The organism is Aquabacterium fontiphilum (assembly GCF_009909205.1).
Taxonomy (GTDB): Bacteria; Pseudomonadota; Gammaproteobacteria; order Burkholderiales; family Burkholderiaceae_C; genus Aquabacterium; species Aquabacterium fontiphilum.
The window spans coordinates 79,123-97,860 of record NZ_JAAAPN010000006.1 but is presented as its reverse complement, the minus strand read 5'-3'; the positions used below and the strand labels follow the sequence as shown (position 1 = coordinate 97,860).

The 18,738-nt window shown below is 67.8% G+C and carries 18 protein-coding genes; 2 read left to right on the top strand and 16 right to left on the bottom strand.

Features of this window, described 5'->3' with window-relative positions; genetic code table 11:
* Positions 1-7: 7 nt before the first annotated feature.
* The 8 genes from accB to GTZ97_RS08545 form a co-directional block, all read right to left on the bottom strand.
* Positions 8-475, bottom strand: coding sequence for an acetyl-CoA carboxylase biotin carboxyl carrier protein (gene accB / locus GTZ97_RS08580; protein ID WP_161650173.1), 468 nt, complete (start codon positions 473-475; stop codon positions 8-10).
* A gap of 78 nt (positions 476-553) precedes the next feature.
* A complete protein-coding gene (aroQ, locus tag GTZ97_RS08575) occupies positions 554-1,012 on the bottom strand; it encodes a type II 3-dehydroquinate dehydratase (RefSeq protein WP_161650172.1) in 459 nt (152 codons plus the stop codon).
* Between the two features lie 115 nt (positions 1,013-1,127).
* A complete protein-coding gene (locus GTZ97_RS08570) occupies positions 1,128-1,715 on the bottom strand; it encodes a TlpA family protein disulfide reductase (RefSeq protein ID WP_330863582.1) in 588 nt (195 codons plus the stop codon).
* Complete coding sequence (locus GTZ97_RS08565) at positions 1,712-2,338, bottom strand: hypothetical protein (RefSeq protein WP_161650171.1); 627 nt, start codon at positions 2,336-2,338, stop codon at positions 1,712-1,714. Before GTZ97_RS08565 ends, GTZ97_RS08570 begins: the two co-directional genes overlap by 4 nt.
* 121 nt (positions 2,339-2,459) lie before the next feature.
* Complete coding sequence (locus GTZ97_RS08560; RefSeq protein ID WP_161650170.1) at positions 2,460-4,679, bottom strand: molybdopterin-dependent oxidoreductase; 2,220 nt, start codon at positions 4,677-4,679, stop codon at positions 2,460-2,462.
* Positions 4,680-4,723: 44 nt separating this feature from the next.
* The gene (locus GTZ97_RS08555) at positions 4,724-5,074 is read right to left on the bottom strand and encodes a hypothetical protein (RefSeq protein ID WP_161650169.1); all 351 of its coding nucleotides are present in this window, start codon (positions 5,072-5,074) and stop codon (positions 4,724-4,726) included.
* Between the two features lie 20 nt (positions 5,075-5,094).
* Positions 5,095-6,462 carry an NAD(P)/FAD-dependent oxidoreductase gene (locus tag GTZ97_RS08550; RefSeq protein WP_201748215.1) on the bottom strand — a complete coding sequence of 456 codons (1,368 nt, stop codon included), beginning with the start codon at positions 6,460-6,462 and terminating at the stop codon, positions 5,095-5,097.
* Positions 6,419-7,417, bottom strand: coding sequence for an alpha/beta hydrolase family protein (locus GTZ97_RS08545; protein ID WP_161650168.1), 999 nt, complete (start codon positions 7,415-7,417; stop codon positions 6,419-6,421). The genes GTZ97_RS08550 and GTZ97_RS08545 overlap by 44 nt, the downstream gene beginning before the upstream one ends.
* A 126-nt stretch (positions 7,418-7,543) precedes the next feature.
* On the opposite strand from GTZ97_RS08545, the gene GTZ97_RS08540 reads away from it, so the two are divergent.
* A complete protein-coding gene (locus tag GTZ97_RS08540; RefSeq protein WP_161650167.1) occupies positions 7,544-8,956 on the top strand; it encodes a dihydrolipoyl dehydrogenase in 1,413 nt (470 codons plus the stop codon).
* On the opposite strand, the gene cydC is transcribed toward GTZ97_RS08540, so the two are convergent.
* The 8 genes from cydC to GTZ97_RS08500 are packed head-to-tail and all read right to left on the bottom strand — an operon-like array spanning position 8,950 to position 17,176.
* Positions 8,950-10,659: a thiol reductant ABC exporter subunit CydC gene (gene cydC / locus GTZ97_RS08535; RefSeq protein ID WP_161650166.1), complete on the bottom strand. Its 1,710-nt coding sequence runs from the start codon at positions 10,657-10,659 to the stop codon at positions 8,950-8,952. The genes GTZ97_RS08540 and cydC overlap by 7 nt on opposite strands.
* On the bottom strand, positions 10,656-12,389 hold the full coding sequence (gene cydD / locus GTZ97_RS08530; RefSeq protein WP_161650165.1) for a thiol reductant ABC exporter subunit CydD: 1,734 nt from the start codon (positions 12,387-12,389) through the stop codon (positions 10,656-10,658). Before cydD ends, cydC begins: the two co-directional genes overlap by 4 nt.
* 26 nt (positions 12,390-12,415) lie before the next feature.
* Positions 12,416-12,829 (bottom strand): DsrE family protein, encoded by a 414-nt coding sequence (locus GTZ97_RS08525; RefSeq protein ID WP_161650164.1) that lies wholly within the window; start codon positions 12,827-12,829, stop codon positions 12,416-12,418.
* Between the two features lie 46 nt (positions 12,830-12,875).
* On the bottom strand, positions 12,876-13,838 hold the full coding sequence (locus GTZ97_RS08520) for an arsenic resistance protein (protein WP_161650163.1): 963 nt from the start codon (positions 13,836-13,838) through the stop codon (positions 12,876-12,878).
* 9 nt (positions 13,839-13,847) lie between these two features.
* Positions 13,848-14,270, bottom strand: coding sequence for a DUF302 domain-containing protein (locus tag GTZ97_RS08515; RefSeq protein WP_161650162.1), 423 nt, complete (start codon positions 14,268-14,270; stop codon positions 13,848-13,850).
* Positions 14,267-14,392, bottom strand: coding sequence for a cytochrome bd-I oxidase subunit CydX (gene cydX / locus GTZ97_RS08510; protein WP_161650161.1), 126 nt, complete (start codon positions 14,390-14,392; stop codon positions 14,267-14,269). Before cydX ends, GTZ97_RS08515 begins: the two co-directional genes overlap by 4 nt.
* A 38-nt stretch (positions 14,393-14,430) precedes the next feature.
* On the bottom strand, positions 14,431-15,567 hold the full coding sequence (gene cydB, locus GTZ97_RS08505; RefSeq protein ID WP_161650160.1) for a cytochrome d ubiquinol oxidase subunit II: 1,137 nt from the start codon (positions 15,565-15,567) through the stop codon (positions 14,431-14,433).
* Positions 15,568-15,595: 28 nt separating this feature from the next.
* On the bottom strand, positions 15,596-17,176 hold the full coding sequence (locus GTZ97_RS08500) for a cytochrome ubiquinol oxidase subunit I (RefSeq protein ID WP_161650159.1): 1,581 nt from the start codon (positions 17,174-17,176) through the stop codon (positions 15,596-15,598).
* A 214-nt stretch (positions 17,177-17,390) separates the two neighbouring features.
* Between GTZ97_RS08500 and GTZ97_RS08495 the strand changes: the two genes are divergently transcribed.
* Entirely contained in the window at positions 17,391-18,707 is a 1,317-nt protein-coding gene (locus GTZ97_RS08495; protein WP_161650158.1) for a sigma-54 interaction domain-containing protein, read from the top strand.
* Positions 18,708-18,738 lie beyond the last annotated feature (31 nt).

Genomic DNA, 18,738 nt, shown 5'->3' with positions numbered 1-18,738 from the left:
GCCCCCCTTATTCGATGATGAACAGGGGCTGACCGTACTCAACAGGCTGGCCGTTGTCGACCAGGATCTTGGTGATGGTGCCGTCCATGTCTGCTTCGATCTCGTTCATGATCTTCATGGCTTCGATGATGCAGACGGGCTGGCCGGCCTTGACCTGATCGCCGACTTCGGCGAAGGCCTTGGCGCCCGGGCTGGAGGCGCGGTAGAAGGTGCCGACCATGGGCGACTTGACCACATGGCCGGTTTCGACGGGGGCTTCCACCGGTGCGGGGGCGGTGGCCACGGGTGCAGCAGCCGGGGCGGCGGCAGGCGCAGCGGCCACGGGTGCGGCGGCGGGCAGCGCCTGGGTGTAGACCACCGGCTGGGCACCGGCCTTCACGATGCGCACCTTGCCATCGGCCTCGGTGATCTCCAGTTCAGAGACGTTGGATTCAGAAACGAGGTCGATCAGGGTCTTGAGTTTGCGCAGGTCCATGGTTGGGTCTCCAGCAAGGCAGCCGAGCCGGTGGGCTCGTGGGGAGGTTGGCGTCGGGGCTTCGGGTGGAAGCCGGCGTCAGCCAGCCGGTTTCGGGGGCGTGACCCCCAGGCGTTCGAGCGCCGCTTCCAGCGCCAGGCGGTAACCGCTGGCGCCCATCCCCACGATCACGCCTTCGGCCAGATCGGAGAAATAGGAGTGGTGACGGAAGGGCTCGCGACGGTGCACGTTCGACAGGTGCACCTCGATGAAAGGAATCGCCACGCCCGCGAGGGCGTCGCGCAGGGCCACGCTGGTGTGCGTGTAGGCCCCGGGGTTGATGACGATGAAGGCTGTGCCGTCGGCTCGGGCAGCGTGCACGCGGTCGATCAGCGCGCCTTCGTGGTTGCTCTGAAAGGCCGACAGCGTGGCACCGCGCGCGGCAGCGTGGGCCATGAGGCTTTGATTGATCTGATCCAGCGTGGTGGCGCCATAGACCTGCGGTTCGCGGGTGCCGAGCAGGTTGAGGTTGGGGCCGTGAAGGACGAGGATCTGCATGGATTCCGGGCGCAGATCACGCCGACGTTGTTGTCAGATGGCGTAATTTGGGCCGCGAAGTTGAATGTAAGGAAATTTTAACGCCGTTTGGCCGCAATTCAAAGCCTGACGTGTTTCAGGTGCGACCAGGCGTGTCGCCGGCCACGTCGCGCGCCCATTTGGCCAGCTCGTCGAAATGGGTCTCGCCCATCTTGCGGTGGCGGATGCGGCCCTGGGCGTCGACGATCACGGTAAAGGGCAGGCCGCCGGCCGTGTTGCCCAGTTCGCGGGCCAGTTCGGTCCCACCGAAGCCGGCCAGCCCGACCCGGAATCCTACCCCGACTTTGGCCAGAAATTCGCGCACGGGCGTCGGGCCATCGACGGCCAGCCCCACCACCTGCCAACCCTGCGCGGCGTGTTCACGCTGAAAGCGGTCAAGCTCCGGCATCTCGCGCACGCAGGGCGGGCACCATGTGGCCCAGAAGTTCAGCACAAACGGTTGGCCTGCCAGCGCCTGCCAGTCCAGCGGCGCACCGTCGGGTGTGTCGAAAGCGAGATCCCAGAATCCGTCGGGCAGGGGGTCGCCGGGACCCTCCTGCGCGCCCTGCGACAAGGGCGAGCGGCTGCGCCACCACCAGCCGGCGACCGCTGCAGCAGCGCCCGCTGCGGCCATCAGGGCCACGCGGCGGCCGCGGTGTACCGGCACCGGCGTGTCTTCGTTCACGGCTGCGCACTCCCAAGTTGGTCCGATCCGGCGGGGGGGTGTTGTGCGATCAAGCGCCGCAGCGCAGCCAGGTCGCCGCGCTCGGTGCGCCCGCGGGCGTCGGGTTTGAGCGCGCCGCGGAGGTCGTCGGCATCCAGGATGGTCAGGTGCAGCCCGACGGGTTCGCCCAGGCCGGGGCAGGGAATGGTCATGCTCAGGCAATCCACCGTGCTGCCGCGCGGGCCGGGCGCGCTGCCGACGTCGTAGTCCACGCCTTTGCCGATCAGCATGATCTCGGCCGACTTGCTGTCATCGCAATACAGCTGAAGGTGGATGTCGTTGAGCCGGGTGGCCGTGCCGCGCCAGACGGCGCCCGTCAGGTGAGGGCGAAACTCGGCCAGCCGGTCCATCCAGACGGCGGCGGTGTCGCGCAGCGCGCGCAGCTCGGCCGGCTGGGTGTCGGCGCAGAACACGGACAGGTACTCGAACACGGCGGCCTCAACCGTGTCGTTGTCGGGCAGCTCGGCGCGGCCGGTCATGCCCAGCTGCTTGGCCGCGCGGCGCTTGGCCGGTCCGTACTCCAGGCCCTCTTCCACCACCATGCGGGCGGCGGCGTGGGCAATCTCGAGGCTGGCGTCGTTCATGGAGGTGGATTGTGCCTGCGGTGGGATGCCGGGGCACGCGGGCAGGCAATGGCACCCGGTTGGCCAATGAGCCGTCGCGGCGCAAGCGCCATCCGGGCCCATCGGTTCGGCCGGCATAGGCTCAGACGGCGACCACGTCGACGGGCACGGCACTGAACGCCGCGTTGGCGCTGATGCGTTCGGTCAGTCTGTCATCCGTCAGGTCGTTGATGCTGGCGCCGGCGTGGGCCTGGGCCACCTGCAGGGCGATGCCAGGCCGGTCGTGTCCCCAGCCGTGCGGCAGGCTGACCACGCCGGGGCGGATGTCAGCCGTCACATGCAGCGGCACGGCAATCTGGCCCACGCGCGACGAGACGGCCACGGTCTGCCCATCGGTCAGGCCACGGCGGCTGGCGTCGTCCGGGTGCATCCACAGCGTGCAGCGAGGCTTGCCAGACACCAGGCGCTCGCTGTTGTGCATCCACGAGTTGTTGGTGCGCACGTCGCGCCGGCCGATGAGCTTGAGGGCCGGGCGCTCGGTCTGGGTGGCGGATGCAGCCGTGCCCGCCGCGTGGGATGGGAACGCCTGCGCCAGAAAGGGCAGCTCCAGCCGGATCAGGTCGGGCAGCAGCGCGATGCGGCGTTTGCGGCGCTGCAGGCGGTTGATCAGCGAGGGCTGCAGCGGCCCCAGGTCGATGCCCTCGGGGTGGGCCTTCAGGCGCTCGAAGGTCAGGCCGCTGCCGCTGCGCTTGAGCCCCAGCGCAAGCAGCCGGTGCGGCGCCAGGCGGCCCACGATGCCGCGCACCAGCATGCCCTGCAGGCGCTCGCGCATGCGGCCGCGCTCCAGCGCCCAGGTGCGTTGGGCGTAGCGACGCGCCAGCTCGGCATAGATCTCCCAGTCGTGGCGGGTGTCGGGCCCGCGCTCGACGATGGCCGGGCTGTAGCGGCTCACATTGCGCACGGCCAGGTGCAGAAAGACCAGGTCGTAATGGTCGTGCTCGACAAAGCAGGTCGGCGGCAGGATCACGTCGGCGTGGCGTGTGGTCTCATTGAGGTAGAAATCGATCGAGACCATGAAGTCCAGCCCCGCCAGCGCCTGGTCGAGTTGCCGCCCGTTGGGAGTCGACAGCACCGGGTTGCCGGCAGCCGTGACCAGCGCGCGGATCTGGCCCTTGCCGGGTGTGAGCATTTCTTCGGCCATGACCGACACGGGCAACTCGCCACTGAACTCGGGCGCGCCGCGCACGCGGCTGCGCCAGGCCCCGAGGTGACCCGGGCCCATCAGTTTGAGATCGATGAGGTTCAGTGCCGGCTGGGTGAGCATGGCCCCGCCGATGCGGTCCACATTGCCCGTCAGCAGGTTGAGCACCTGGATGGCCCACTGGCACACCACGCCATGGGGCTGGGTCGACACCCCCATGCGACCATAGACCACGCCGCCATCGGCATGGGCGAGCTCGCGTGCCAGGCGTCGCGTGGCGGCCGAATCGATGCCGGTGTGGGCGGCCATGGCCTCGGGGCTGAAAGGCTCGACCGCAGCGCGCACGGCGTCGATCTGGTCCAGGATGGACTGCAGCGCGCCAGGCTTGGCCAGGCCTTCGTCGAACAGGGTGTGGATGAGCGCGAGCAGCCAGGCCGCGTCGGTGCCGGGGTCGATGAACAGGTGTTCGTCTGCGATGGCGGCGGTCTCGGTGCGGCGTGGGTCAACCACGACCAGCTTGCCGCCGCGTGCCTTCAGCGCCTTGAACCGGGCGCGCACATCGGGCACGGTCATCAGACTGCCGTTGGAGGCCAGCGGGTTGCCGCCTAGAATCAGCATGAACCGGGTGTGATCGATGTCCGGAATGGGGATGGCCAACTGGTGGCCATACAGCGCATGGGCCACGACGTGGTGGGGCAACTGGTCGGCCGAGGTGGCCGAAAAGCGCGCCCGCGTCTTGAGCTGGCTGAGGAACAGGTGGCCGTGGGTGATGTTGCCCCAGTTGTGCACATTGGGGTTGCCCTGGTAGACGCCCACCGCGCTGCTGCCATACGCCTCGCGCACGCGGGCCAGCCCGTCGACGACCAAGTCAAAAGCCTGATCCCAGCTGATGGGCTCCCAGCGGGTCTCGCCATCGACGGTGACGCGGCGGATGGGCTGGCGAAGCCGGTCGGGGTCTTCGTGCAGATCCTTCAAAGCCACGGCCTTGGGGCAGATGTGGCCGCGTGACAGTGGATCGGCCTCGTTGCCCTTGACCGACACAATGCGGTTGCCCTGCACCTGGAACGTCAGGCCGCAGATGGCCTCGCACAGATTGCACACGCCATGGCGTGTGGTCACGGGGGTGTCTGCGGGTGCGGCGGCGTGAGAGGCATGGGCCATGGGAGCATCCGAAAGCTGTGGGGCGTCTCCGGATGCTAGCGGAATCAGCCGGTGCGTGCGGGGCGTCGGCTCAGGGTGGTCCATACCGGCCAGGTGAACACGGCCACCGCCGCGCCGATGCCGATGGCCATTCCGGCCAGCGCGAGCCAGTCGACCCAGTAGCGAAGCTCGCCCATCGACGAGGCCACCATGCCGGGCAGCACGAAGAAGGCCACGACCGTGGTCAACACCCCCAGGCCCGCGGCTTTGACGGCGCCCCGTTGCCACGAGACGCCATGGCGGACGATGCCGACGGCCATCAGCGCCAGCCACACACCCGCCGCGGCCCACAGCCACGTCCCGGACGACAGCATCAGTTCCCACACGATGACCAGCATCAACCAGATTTCGTACATGTTGCGCTCCTTGAGGGGGCTTAGACGTTGCCCTTGAGGACACCGATGTAGGCGGGCTTGAGCAGGCGCACCTTCATCATCCAGGCGAGGAAGCTGTCCTGCAGCGGGTCGACCACTGGGAGGGTGGGCGTCAGCCGCCCTTCGTAGTCGAACTCGACCAGCCAGGCCGAGCCCTCGCGTGTGATCAGCGGACACGAGGTGTAGCCGTCGAAGCGCGCCTGCGGTGGCTGCCCCGCGATGGCCGCGACCAGGTTGTCGACCACGATGGGTGCGGCCTTCTTGATCGTCGCGGCGGTCTTGCCGCGGGGCGTGCCGTTGATGTCGCCCACGCCAAACACGTTGGGATAGCGGCGGTGTTGCAGGGTCTCTTTGTCGACTTCGAGCCAGCCGCCCTTGGCCATGGGCCCATCCTGCCACGCCAGGGCGCTGGTCTTGATGACGTCGGGCGCCCGCATGGGTGGAACTGCGTGCAGAAAGTCGTAGCTGCGCTGCACCGCCTGGCCATCGGGTGTCTGGAAGGTGGCCCGGCGGGCATCGATGTCGACCGCGGTGAGCACGTGCTCGTAGGTCACGCCGATGGCCATCTCCTGCCAGCGCGCGAGCACCGCCTCGGCCACCTTGGGCACGCCGAAGATGACCTTGGGGCCGCACATGAAGCTGATCCGCGACTGGTCAAGTGTGCCGGCCTGCCTCAGACGGTCACGCAGCATGAAGGTCATCTTCAGCGGGGCGCCCGCGCATTTCAGTGGCGTGGTCGACAGGGTCATCAGCGCCTCGCCGCCTTGGCGCGCAAAGGTCTGCATGGCCTGCCAGGTGGCGGCTGCCGCATCTGCACTGGGGTAGACGCTGCCGAGGCCGTTCTGGCCGATGCGCGTGACATCCATGCCCTCAATCAGAGACCAGTCCTGGTGCGTGCCAGTGGCCACCACGAGGAAGTCGTAGGGCAAGGTCAGGCCCCCAGCGGTGCGCACGGTACGCGCATCGGGGTCAACCGCTGCTGCCATGTCTTTGACCCACTGCACGCCAGCGGGCAGAAAGGCCTCGTTGCGCTCGATGACCTTGGCCTTGGGCCAGATGCCCGAGGCCACCAGTGTGTAGCCGGGCTGGTAGTGGTGTTCTTCCTTGCGGTCAACGATGGTGATCTGCGCGCCATCCAGCAGGCGGGTGAGCCGATTGGCCACGGCAATGCCGCCCAGGCCGCTGCCGAGGATGACGATCCGGGCTTGCGTCTTCAGGCGTGCAGCGGCGTGGGCCGGGCGGGTGTGGCTGGCGACTGCCAGTGCCGCCGGGGCCAGGCCGAGCGCCTGCATCCACCGCCGCCGGTCGGTATCGGGCGCGTCAGTGTCACGCTGTGGCGAAAGGGGCTGCGAGGGGTGTCTTGTGGACATCGTCGTCTCCTGCGATTTGGCTAGCCGGGTGGGTTGGGGGGATCGCCCCCGAGAAAGCCCGTTGAAGAAACCCCTGGATGACGGGGGCGTGCCGGGCGTCCAGACCCTGGTTGAGGTCATGGCCACCCGGAATGAGCAGGAGCTGCGCGGCAGCGTGAACAGTGACCGCATGCAATCGAACGGCGTCTTGCGGCGGCACGGTGAGATCGTCCTGACCGTGCACGAACAACACAGGACAACGTAGTCGCGCGGCGCTGGTCAGCGGCGCAATGTCGTCGAATCGGACCCCGATCACACGCTGGACATGCGACAACACCCAGCCGCCGATCACGCGTTGCGGAATGTGGTGTGCCCGCAGCCAGCGCCGCATGACCTCAGCCGGATGGGCGAACGCGCTGAGGCTGAGCACCGCACGGATATCGCGTCGGCGTGCGGCCACCAGGAGCGCTGCGCCTGCACCGACGGAATGGCCTGTCAGCGCCACACGTTGCGCATCAAGGTCGGGCTGGTGTTGCGCCCACTGCAGAGCGGCGTCGATGTCTTCAGCAAAGCGCGGCAGCGAGGTGAACTGATCTTCGTCGCTCAGACCGTGGCAGCGCGCATCGACCAACAGCACGGCAATGCCCGCTTCGTTGAGTGGTGCAACCAACGGCAACAGCGTTGCGGCGTTGGCGCCCCAGCCGTGCATGCCCACGACAAGCGGCCAGGGGCCTTGGGTCGTCCCCGAGGGCCGCGCGAGCAAGGCATGGAGGTGTCGGTGGTTGGCCGTGGGGATGCGCAAGGATTGCACTTGCTCAGCCCCCACGCCATGGTCCTCAGGCGTGCTGAGGTGGGGCAGGCGCTCAGGCCGCAACCCTTTGAGCAGCGCAGCATGGGCAAGCCGGGGAACGCCCCAGTACAACGCGCCCAGGGCGCCGACGGCGTAGAGTGATGAAGACAGCAGATCGACGGGCATGATGGTGCAATGCGACCAGGCACGGGGCTTCTTGTGAAAACCTGTGTCGATTGTATCTTGTACCCCATGGGGTATATTGAGGGGATACCCGGGTGCGGGGAACAACGTACGGAAAGGAGCCCAAGCATGACGACACGACACACTGATGTGGCCATCCTGGGTGCCGGGACGGCGGGGCTGTATGCGATGCGCGAGGTCAAACGCGCCGGGCGTGATTTCCTGCTGATCGATCCCGGTCCGTTGGGTACCACCTGCGCGCGGGTGGGCTGCATGCCTTCCAAGGTGGCACTGCATGCCGGGGCGGAGTGGGCCACCCGGCTGCACTGGGGCGACATCGGCGTCACGGGCAGCGAGGGCCTGCAGATCGATCGGGCGCAGGCCTGGGCTCACGTGCGCCACTGGCGCGATCAGTTCGCGGGCAGCGCGGCTGGCAAGGCGCGCCAGGGCGCTGGCGAGCGGCTGCTGATGGGCCGGGCGCGGTTCACCGCGCCGACGGTGCTGGCTGTCGACACGCCGGATGGCATGGTGGCGGTGCACGCCCGTGCTGTGGTGATCGCCACCGGATCACGGCCGGTGGTGCCGGCCTGGCTCCATGAACTGGGCGACCGTGTGGTAACCACGGACGGCTTCTTCGAGTTGCCCGACCTGCCCCAACGCGTGGGGGTGCTGGGTCTGGGGGCCATCGGGCTGGAGATGGGCCTGGCGCTGGCTCGGCTGGGGGTGGACGTGATCGGCGCCGACATGGCGCCTGTGGTGGCCGGCATCGCCGATCCGGTGGTGGCCGAGCAGGCGCAGGCGCTGTTCTCACGCGAGATGACGTTGTGGCTGGGTCGGGCCAGCGCGCTGACACCCACATCCCGCGGCGTCTTGATGCGATCGGGCGATCACCAGGCCGAGGTGGATCTGGTGCTGGCCGCGCTGGGCCGGCGGCCGAATGTGGAGGGTCTGGGTCTGGCAGAGGTCGGTGTGCCGCTGGACGCGCGTGACGTCCCGCTGTTCAACCCTTCCACCATGCAAGTGGGCGATCTGCCCATCTACTTGGCTGGCGACGTCAACGCCGATCGGCCGCTGATGCACGAGGCTGTCGACGAAGGCAGCATCGCTGGATTCAATGCCGCCCGCGATCAGGCCACCGCGTTTGCGCGCAAGGTCAGCCTGGGCATCGCATTCACCGACCCGGATGTGGTCAGCGTGGGCGAGCGGTTTGACCGCCTGCCGATCGACGACATCCTGGTGGGTACCGCTCGCGGCGAGGGCAATGGCCGCTCGCGAATCCTCGGCGGCGAGGGGGGCGTGTTGCGGGTGTACGCCGATCGGGCAAGCGGTCGCCTGCGGGGCGCCGCCATGGTCGGCGCGCGCGGTGAGCATGTGGCCCACTTGCTGGCCTGGGCCGTGCAGCGTGGCGAGACGGCCATGTCGCTCTTGTCTCTCCCGTTCTACCACCCGGTCGTGGAGGAGCTGTTGCAAAGCGCCTTGCAGGACATCGTGCGCCAGCAAGGCGACCATGCGCCCTGGCCCATGGGCTTGGTGCCTCAGTGATCTGGCGCGTGCTGAAGCTGCAGCACACGCCCGAATGCCTCGGGTGCGACCGGGCGGTGGCTGACCCAGATCAGCGTACGCCCACGCAGGTGCTGAGTCACGCGGTCGACCAGCTCGGCTTCTGCTGCCAGGTCCAGCCCCTCGCTGGGTTCGTCCAGCAAGGTGATGGGGGCGTCTCGCAGGAGGGTGCGGGCCACGCCGAGCCGGCGGCGCTGGCCACCTGAGAGGTTGGCGCCGCCCTCGTCGATCCACGTATTCAGGCCTTCGCGCCATCCGGCAGACAGCGGGCTCAAGCCGACCAGATCCAGCATGGCCAGCATCTCTGCTTCTGTGGCGTCGGGTCGCGCCAGGCGAAGGTTGTCCGCCAGCGTGGCTGTTTGAGCCCATGTGAACTGCGAGGCGCAGGCGACGTACCGGCGCAGTGTGGCCTCATCCAGCGCCTGCACCGGCACGCCGCCGATGCGCACCTCGCCGGCCGTGGCCGCTTCCTGCCGGGTGAGCAACTGCAGCAGCGTGCTCTTGCCGCATCCGCTTTCGCCGGTCAGCAGAACGTGTTCGCCGTCAGCGATGGCCAGGTCGAGGTGGCGAAACACCGGGGTGTGGGCATCCCAGGCGAAACACACACCTTGCAGGACGATGCCGGCATCGGCTGGCTGGGGGCCATGCGCCGGGAATGCCGTGAGGGCGGGCTCATCGGCGATGGCCTGCAGGCGTTGGGCGGCGTGCGCCGTGCCAGGCAGATCCACACAAGCGCCAGCCAGCGGCTGCAGCGCTTCGATGCAGCCCATGACGATGAGCACGAGTGCGGCGATCCACGGCCCCGACAAGCGTGTGCTTTCGGGCGCGGCACCCAAGGCGCCAAGCACGCCCCACGCCAGCAGGCCCACGGCCAGCATCACCATGGCCCGCAGGGTGGCGCTGCGGCGTTGGGCCTGCAGGTGCGCATTCAGCCATTGGGTCTGTGTGTGCAGCGTGTGCTGTCGCTGGCTTGCCCAGGCCTGGCGGTGCAGGGACAGGGCCTCCAGCCCCTCGCAGGTATCGAGCAGCCGGGTACGCAGTTCGGCCCGCAACTGCGTCCACCGCGGCAACAGCGCCTGACCAATCTGCCAGCCGATCAGCGGCAGCCCGATCCAGGCCAGAGCCCACAGGAGCAAAGGGGCCCAGGCGAGCGTGGGCGCCCGCCACGCGAACAGACCTGTGACGCCGGCCAGCATCACGCCGGCGGCGGCCAGTGGCATCAACACGCGGGGGTGGAGATTGTCGAGCGCGTCGATGTCGCGAACCAGGCGGTTGAGCAGCTCGGCACCGTGGTAGCGCATCAGCTGACGGGGTGCCAGTGCCGCCAGATGACGATACAACCACAAACGCAAGCCGGCGAGCAGCCGGAAGGTGCCCTCGTGGCTCAGCACGCGTTCGCCCCAGCGCGTCGTGGTGCGCAGCACAGCGAAGAACCGCACGCCAGCGCCGGGCAAGAGAAAGTTGAAGGTGGCCGCCGTGCTGGCGCTGAGCCCAGCAATGGCCGCACCGGTCAGGAAGGCGCCCGACAGGCCCAGCAGTCCCAATCCTCCCGCCAAGGCCAGCACGCTCAGTGCCAGCCCTCCCAGCAGCCAGGGGCCCGCACCCGACAAGCGTTGCGCGAACGGGCTCAGGGTGCGCCAGCCCCTGCGCCAGCTCAGTGGCTCGACAGAACGGGGATAGGTCATGCCTTTGCCTCCGGCTCCGACGCGGGCGCTGCGTGCAGGCGACCTTCTCGTAGCTGCAAGACCCGGTGCGCCAGCGCCAGGGGGGCGTGCCGATGGGTCAGCAGCACGACCGTGCGGCCCTGGCAGAGGGTGGCCAGCCGAGACACCAGCGCGGCCTCGGTGTCGGCATCCAGACTGGCCGTGGGCTCATCCAGCAGCAACACATCCCCCGGGCGCAGGGCCACCCGGGCCAGCGCCAGCCGGCGCAGCTGCCCGCCCGACAGGCCTCGGCCACCCTCGCCCAGGCGGGTTTGCAACCCTTCGTGCAAGGCTGCCAGCCAGGGGCCCAGACCGGCCCAGATCAGGGCCTCGCGCATGGCGGCTTCATCGGCCTCGGGACAGGCCACGCGCAGATTGGCAGCCAGCGTGTCGGACAGCAGCCGGGGATGCTGGTTCATCCAGCCCACGCGCTCGCGCCAGGCAGCCAGGTCCAGCGAAGGCAGTGGCAGCCCGCCGACGCGAATCTCGCCGGCCTGCGCAGCGATCTGCCCCAGCAACAGGCGCAACAGGGTGGTCTTGCCGCCACCGCTGGGCCCCTGGATGGCGATCACCTCGCCAGGGGCCACAAGCAGGCTGCAGCCCTGCAGGACCGGCTCGCCGGACCGGTGAGCGAAATCCACGCAGTCCAGTGTCAGGCCGGGGGCGCCAGGGGGAAGCTGCGCATGACCTCCGGCCGGCTGAGGTGAGGGCGCATCGAGGATGTCGGTCAGCGAGCCGGCTGCCGCCAGGGCCTCGGCGCGCGCGTGGTAGTGGGCGCCGAGCTCCCGTAAGGGCAGGTAGAACTCGGGCGCCAGCAGGAGCACGAACAGCGCGACCTGCAGCGTGGGGGGCTGGCCGTACAAGCCGAAATCCAGGTGGCCGAGCAGGTTCATGCCAAAGTACACGGCTGACAGCGCAATGGCCACCGAGGCAAAGAACTCCAGCACCGCGGCCGACAGAAAGGCCAGACGCAGCACGCGCATCGTGCGCACCCGAAACGCGTCGGCCACCGCCGCCACCTGCCTGCCCATGCGGTGATGGGCGTTGAGCAACTGCAGTGTGGGCAGGCCGCGAACCAACTCCAGGAAATGGCCACTCATGCGCTGGAGCATCTGCATCTGTTCGGTCTGGCGCTGGCGTGCGCCCCAGCCCACCAGCACCATGAATAAGGGGACCAGCGGGGCCGTCAGCAAGAGGATGGCGGCCGCGCCCCAACTCACCGGCAACACCGCAGCGGCGATCATCAGCGGCGCGATACCCGCCAGCCACTGCTGCGGCCGATAGCGGGCGATGTAGCCGTCCACCGCCTCGACCTGTTCAAGCAAGGTGGCCACCAGCGCGCCGCCCTGTTGCCGGGTCGCCCATGCCGGGCCCAGCGCATGCAGTCGGTCGATCAGGGCGGTGCGCAGCGCGACGCGCACGGCCAGCGACATGCGTGCCCCGGCCTCTTCACGGACGAAGCCCCCCAGCGCGCGCCCGGCGATGCAGGGCAGCATCCACCACCATAGCCCGGTGAGCGATGACCAGGGGCTGCGGTCGATGGCCACGCCATGCACCACCGAGGCCAGCAAGGCGGCCAGTCCAATGGTGCAAGCGGTCTGCAGCACGCCCGCCAGCACGGCCACGGCGGCCCACTTGGGTTGGCGCCCATGCGCCTGGATGAGGCGCTTCAGCGCGGCAAGATGGGGGTCGGCCTGGCGAGAGGAAGACATGCCGGCATGGTATCGGGCGTCAGGGCTCAGAACGACAGGATCTGAACACCGGGCTTGAGCACATGGGCGGCCACCTCGGCCGGTTTGGCGGGCGTCACGCCGGGGACAAGGTCGCTGGCCTGCTTGCCCGCGTTGGGCAGGTACAGCGCGCAGACCTCAACCTTCGCGCCAGCCTGGATCAGCCCCATCAGCATCTGCTGCGGCGTCACGTTGCGGGGTTGGAGGGTGGGCATGGTGGCGTTGCGCACGGCGATGTCGGCAGCGGCGTCGCACAGCAGCACCCGCACCTGGGCCTTTTGCTCCAGCGCCTGGCTCGCCAGCACCAGGCCAGCGCCCTGGGCCATGGTGCCTGAGGACTGGATGTTGACGAACAGCTCACCGGCCTGGGCAGCCGAGAAGGTCAGGGCGCTCAGCGCCAAAGCGGTCAGGGTGGTTTTCATGCAAGGCTCCTTTGGGTTGAATGAACAGGGGATGAGCAGGAAGGCGTCAGGCAGGGCCAAACAGCCGATCGGTCAAGCGCACGTACCATGCCGCCGACTGAACCTGGACGATGTAGGCCAGCGCGATCAGCACGGCCGCGTCGGCGCCTTGTGCTCCAAATACGCCCAAGGCAATGGCCAGCGCGATGGAGAGGTTGCGCATCACGGTGCCGTAGACCAGCGCAACGGCGTCGCCGCGAACAAACAGCGCGCGACCCACCAGAGTGGCGAGACCGAAGTTCATGGCGTAGATCAGCGCGAGGGGCAGAAGCAGATGGGCCAGCGCAGCCGGTTGCCGCAGGATGTCGTCGGCCTTGAGCGCCATCGACACGCACACAATGCCCAACACCCCGAGGGTGGACCATGGCGGGAACAGCAGCTTGTGGTGGCTGTTGAACCGTGCGTGGCCATGGCGAGCGATCAGCAGCAGCTGCGTCAGGTGCCCCAGCGCCATGGGCAGGAAAACGACGAGCGCGATCTGCATGGCCACCTGCGTTACCGGAATGGCCACCACCGCGCCCAGCAGCGCCTTCAGATAGAGCGGCGCCAGAAGCGAGCCGGCCACAAGTCCGATCACGGTCATCTTCACCGCGGCGGGGACGTTGCCTTTTGCAAAGCCCGTCCACGAGATCGTCATGCCCGACGTCGGCAGCAGGGCGGTCAGCAGCAGCGCCAGGCGCGCTGCAGGGTCGTTCGCGAAGAACAGCGCCCCGGCCGCCCAGCCCACGGCCGGCATCACCATGAAGTTGATGACCAGGGCCACGCCTTGCAGCCGTGCACCGCCCGGTGCGGCCAGCGCCCGCAGGTTCATCGTGACCATCATGGGATAGACCATCAGAAAGGTCAGCGGCAGGATGGCCCAGCGCAGCATGCTGGCATCGCTCAGCTTCCCGACGGCCAGCCCGAGCACCATGGCACCCGGAATGCTCCAGACCAGCTGTTTCTGCAGCGTGCTCAGCAGGCGGTTCATGGGCTGGATTCAGACTGGTGCGTCTGCCGACGCGATTTGTCGCAGGCGCGCCACCACCCGGTTCAGCGTGGCGTGAGCCAGCTCGCAGGCCGCCTTCACTTCGGGGTGAATCGACAGGCTTGCGATCACGCGTGGATCCTGCAGCACGATGCGGGTGTGGCCGGGCGTCACCTCGGCAGCGCCGCCGCCACAAGGCAACAGGGCCACGATGTCAGGCTCGGCGCTCATCAGCGCGTGCGCGATCTTGGGGCTGCAGATGCCCAGCAGCTTCTGCGGGTGGGTGTCCAGGCCCATCTTGGCTTTCAGCGTGGCTTGCACATCCACTTCGCTGACGATGCCCATGTGCTCGGCCATCAAGGCCGCGCGCAGGGTGTCGATGGCTGCGGGCAGGGGTTGCGGCAGGTCGATGGCGAATGCGTAGGTCGGGTTCATGGTGCGGTGTCCTCTCCGTTGCGGGCGCGCTGGCGGTGGGTCTCGTGCTCGCCCCACATGGCGTTGAGGATGGCCAGCAGGACGGCGAAGCCGACGCCGAGGATCCAGGCGAAGTACCACATGATGTTGTTCCTTGAGGTCGGTGGGTGTCGTGGAGGGTTTAGTACGCCGCGTGGTCGTTCTCGCGGATGTAGGCCTCGGTGACCTTGCCGCGCATGACGCGGTAGGCCCAGCCTGTGTAGGTCACGATGAGGGGCATGAAGATCAGCGTGGCCCAGAACATGATCGACAAGGTCAGGTGGCTGGAGACGCTGTCCCACACCGTCAGGCTCGACGCCAGGTGCGTGCTCGACGGCATGACGAAGGGGAACATGCTGACGCCGGCCGTGCCGATCACGCCCACCACCGCCAGCGACGAAGCCACGAAGGCGCTCAGCGTGGCGCGGGCCCGCAGCAGCACGGCGGCCAGCAAGGCGCCGGCCACGCCGAGCGCAGGCAGGAGCCACAGCGCGGGCATGGCGGCGTAGTTGGCCATCCAGGCGCCGGGCTCGCGCACCACGGTCTTGGCCAGCGGGTCGGGCAAGGCATCGGGCAGCACCACCGAGGCGATGCGGTAGCCCTCGATGCCCTGCAGCCACACGCCTGCGGCGATGAAGCCGATCACCATCACCAGGGCCGCGCCGATGCCGGCCTTGACGGTGCGCGTCTGGATGATGCCTTCGGTGCGGTGGGCCAGGTAGGTGGCGCCTTGCAGCGTGATCATGGCGCTGCTGACCACGCCGGCCAGCAAAGCGAAGGGGTTGAGCAGGGCCCAGAAGCTGCCCGTGTAGGTGGGCATCAGGTACCCGTTGAACGAGAAGGGCACACCCTGCAGCAGGTTGCCAAAGGCCACCCCGAAGATGATGGGCGGCACGGCCCCGCCAACGAACAGGCCCCAGTCCCAGGTGCTGCGCCAGGTGGGGTGTTGGATCTTGCTGCGGTAATCAAAGCCCACGGGCCGGAAGAACAGCGCCCACAGCACGGCCAGCATGGCCCAGTAAAAGCCGCTGAAGGCCGTGGCGTAGACCAATGGCCAGGCGGCGAAGATGGCCCCGCCCCCGGTGATGAACCAGACCTGGTTGCCATCCCAGTGCGGGCCCGCGGTGTTGATGACCACGCGGCGTTCGGTGTCGTTGCGGCCCACGAAGGGCAGCAGCGAGCCCACGCCCATGTCGTGGCCGTCCATGATGGCAAAGCCCACCAGCAGCACGCCCACGAGCAGCCACCAGATCAGCTTGAGGGTTGGGTAGTCCAGCATGTGTTTCTCCTTGATCGGTGCGGCGGGCTCAGTGGGCCAGGGCCGGTGCGTGTTCGGCGTGCGTCGGCTCGTTCATGTAGCGGCCCGTGCCCAGACTGCCCGGGCCCATGCGGGCGAACTTCACCATCAGGAACATCTCGACCACCAAGAGCACGGTGTAGAAGCCGATGAAACCAGCCAGCGAACCGTAGATGCTTTCCACCGTCAGGTGAGACACGCTCATGTGCGTGGGCAGCACGCCGTAGATGGTCCAGGGCTGGCGGCCGTACTCGGCCACGAACCAGCCCAGCTCACAGGCGATCCAGGGTGCGGGCAGCATCCACAGCGCCCACTTCAGCAGCCAGCGCTGCTGCATGCAGGCCCCCTTGAGCGTGGCCCAGAAGCTCAGCGCGAACAGCGCCAGCATCAAAAAACCCAAGCCGACCATCGCCCGGAAAGACCAGAACATGGGCGCCACCGCCGGGATGGTGCTGTCCACTGCCTTCTGGATCATCTCGGGTGTGGCCTTGTTCACGTCGGTGGTGTACTGGCGCAGCAGCAGCCCGAAACCCAGGTCGGCCTTGTGTTGCTCGAACACCTGCTGGGCCACGGTGTCATCGGGCGTCTTGCGCAGCGTCTCCAGCGCGTTGACCGCCACGATGCCGCGCACGATGCGCTCGCGGTTGCGCGCTTTGATTTCGTGGATGCCAGGGATCTGTTTGTCCAGCGAGCGCGTACCGATCAGGCCCATGACGTAGGGGATCTCGATCTCCCAGTCGTTTCTCTGCTCGGCCTCGTTGATGCCTGCGACCAGCTTGAGGCCGGCGGGGGCGGGCTCGGTCTCCCACATGGCTTCCAGCGCGGCCATCTTGGTTTGCTGGGCTTCGCCCACGGTGTAGCCCGACTCGTCGCCCAGCACGATCACGCTCAGCACCGAGGCCAGGCCGAAGGCCGAGGCTACGCGGAAGCTGCGCTTGGCGAACTCGACATCACGCCCCTTGAGCAGGTACCACGCCGAGATCGACAACACGAACATCGCGCCCGTCACATACCCTGCCGAGACCGTGTGCACGAACTTGGCCTGGGCATCGGGGTTGAAGATCACAGCCCAGAAGTCGACCATCTCCATGCGCATGGTCTGGTAGCTGAATTCGGCGCCCACGGGGTTCTGCATCCAGCCGTTGGCCACCAGAATCCACAGCGCCGACAGGTTGGTGCCCAGCGCCATCAGCACGGTCACCATCAAGTGCTGGGTCTTGCTGAGCCGGTCCCAGCCAAAGAAGAACAGACCGATGAAGGTCGATTCCAGGAAGAAGGCCATCAGGCCCTCAATGGCCAGCGGGGCGCCGAAGACGTCACCCACATAGTGCGAGTAGTAGGCCCAGTTCGTGCCGAACTGGAACTCCATGGTGATGCCTGTGGTCACGCCCAGGGCGAAATTGATGCCGAACAGCTTGCCCCAGAAGCGCGTCATGTCCTTCCAGATGATGTTGCCCGTCATCACGTAGACGCTCTCCATGATGACCAGCAGCCAGACCATGCCGATGGTCAGTGGCACGAACAGAAAGTGGTACATCGCCGTAGCGGCAAACTGCAGCCGCGACAGATCGACGAGTTGTTCCGAAACCATGTGTGCTCCTTGTCCGCCCGCGCAAACAAACCTGCGCCAACCGTGCTGATGTCCTTACACGTTCCGTACCACCCGGGGTATGGCGGAAAAGTTGTGACGGATCAAGGGCTTGCAGCAGCTTCCCGTTCGGAAGGCGTCGCTACTGATGTCAGTTTGGCTGCCAAAATGGCAGACTTGTCTTGCCCGACCCGGGCGGCAGGATGACAATGGAGCCATGGATCCGACCTTGACCGAGCTGGTGGCCTACTTGGATGGGCTAGACGTGCCGCACATCGTCTTCGACCGGTCTTACCGCATCGTGGCGGCCAATGCCGCCTACCTGGCGGCGTTCAGCCCGCAAGCGTCCGTGACGGGCCGGACCTGTTATGAGGTGTCTCACCGATTCAGCGTGCCGTGCGACCAGGCCGGCGAGAGTTGCCCCATGGCCATGGCGCGCCAGACCGGCAAACAAGAGCGCGTGCTGCATCTGCATCACACCCCGCGCGGCGAAGCCTATGTGAACATCGAGCTGATGCCGTTGCGTGGCGCCGGTCCCGGCGCGGCGCGCTACTTCGTCGAGAAGATGGAGGAAGTTCACCTGGCTCGCGGCCGTCCGAGCGAGCAAGGTCTCGTCGGGCGCTCCCCCGCGTTCCGACGTTTGATCGAGCAGGTGCAGCGCGTGGCCGGCTCATCTGCGAGCGTCTTGCTGCTGGGCGAATCCGGCACTGGCAAGGAACTGGTGGCGCGCGCGCTGCACGAGGCCAGCCCGCGCAAGGCTCGCCCTCTGGTGGTGGTCGACTGCGCCAGCCTGACCGAAACACTGTTCGAAAGCGAGGTCTTCGGCCACGAGCGCGGCGCCTTCACTGGCGCGACCAACGCCAAGCAGGGGCTGGTCGAAGCGGCCGACGGCGGCACCCTCTTCCTGGACGAGGTGGGCGACATCCCGCTGAGCATGCAGGTCAAGCTGCTGCGCCTGCTGGAAAGCGGCACCTATCGGCGCGTGGGCAGCACCGAGTTGCGCCATACCGATGTGCGGGTGGTGGCGGCGACCCACCGCCATTTGCGTGGCATGGTGGCTGAGGGGCGCTTCCGAGAGGATCTGTTTCATCGCCTCAACACGTTTCCCATCCGTCTGCCCTCGCTGCGCGAACGCGCTGAAGACGTGCCGTTGTTGGCCGAGGCGCTGCTGCAGCGTCTGGCGCCCGATCGCCGCCTGAGCCTGTCGCGTGGTGCGCTGCAACTGCTGCGCCGCCAGGCCGTGCCAGGCAATGTGCGGGGCCTGCGCAACGTCCTGGAACGTGCCGTGCTGCTGACGGATGGCACCGTGGTCGACACCGCCGCAGTGCAGCGCGCGCTCGACATGGACAACGACGAAGGCGCAGCGGCATCCGCTGCCATCGGCAGCCCCGCGCCCTTGCGGGCTCGCTTGCGCGAGGAGGCGGTTCAACAGGCCTTGCGCCACCCCGGCCGTCGCGCCGAGCTGGCGGCTGCGCTGGGCATCAGTGAGCGCACGCTGTACCGTTGGATCCGGGCCGCTGAGCCCAGTGCTTGATCGCCCCGACCGGAGCGGCATCCCTCTTCAG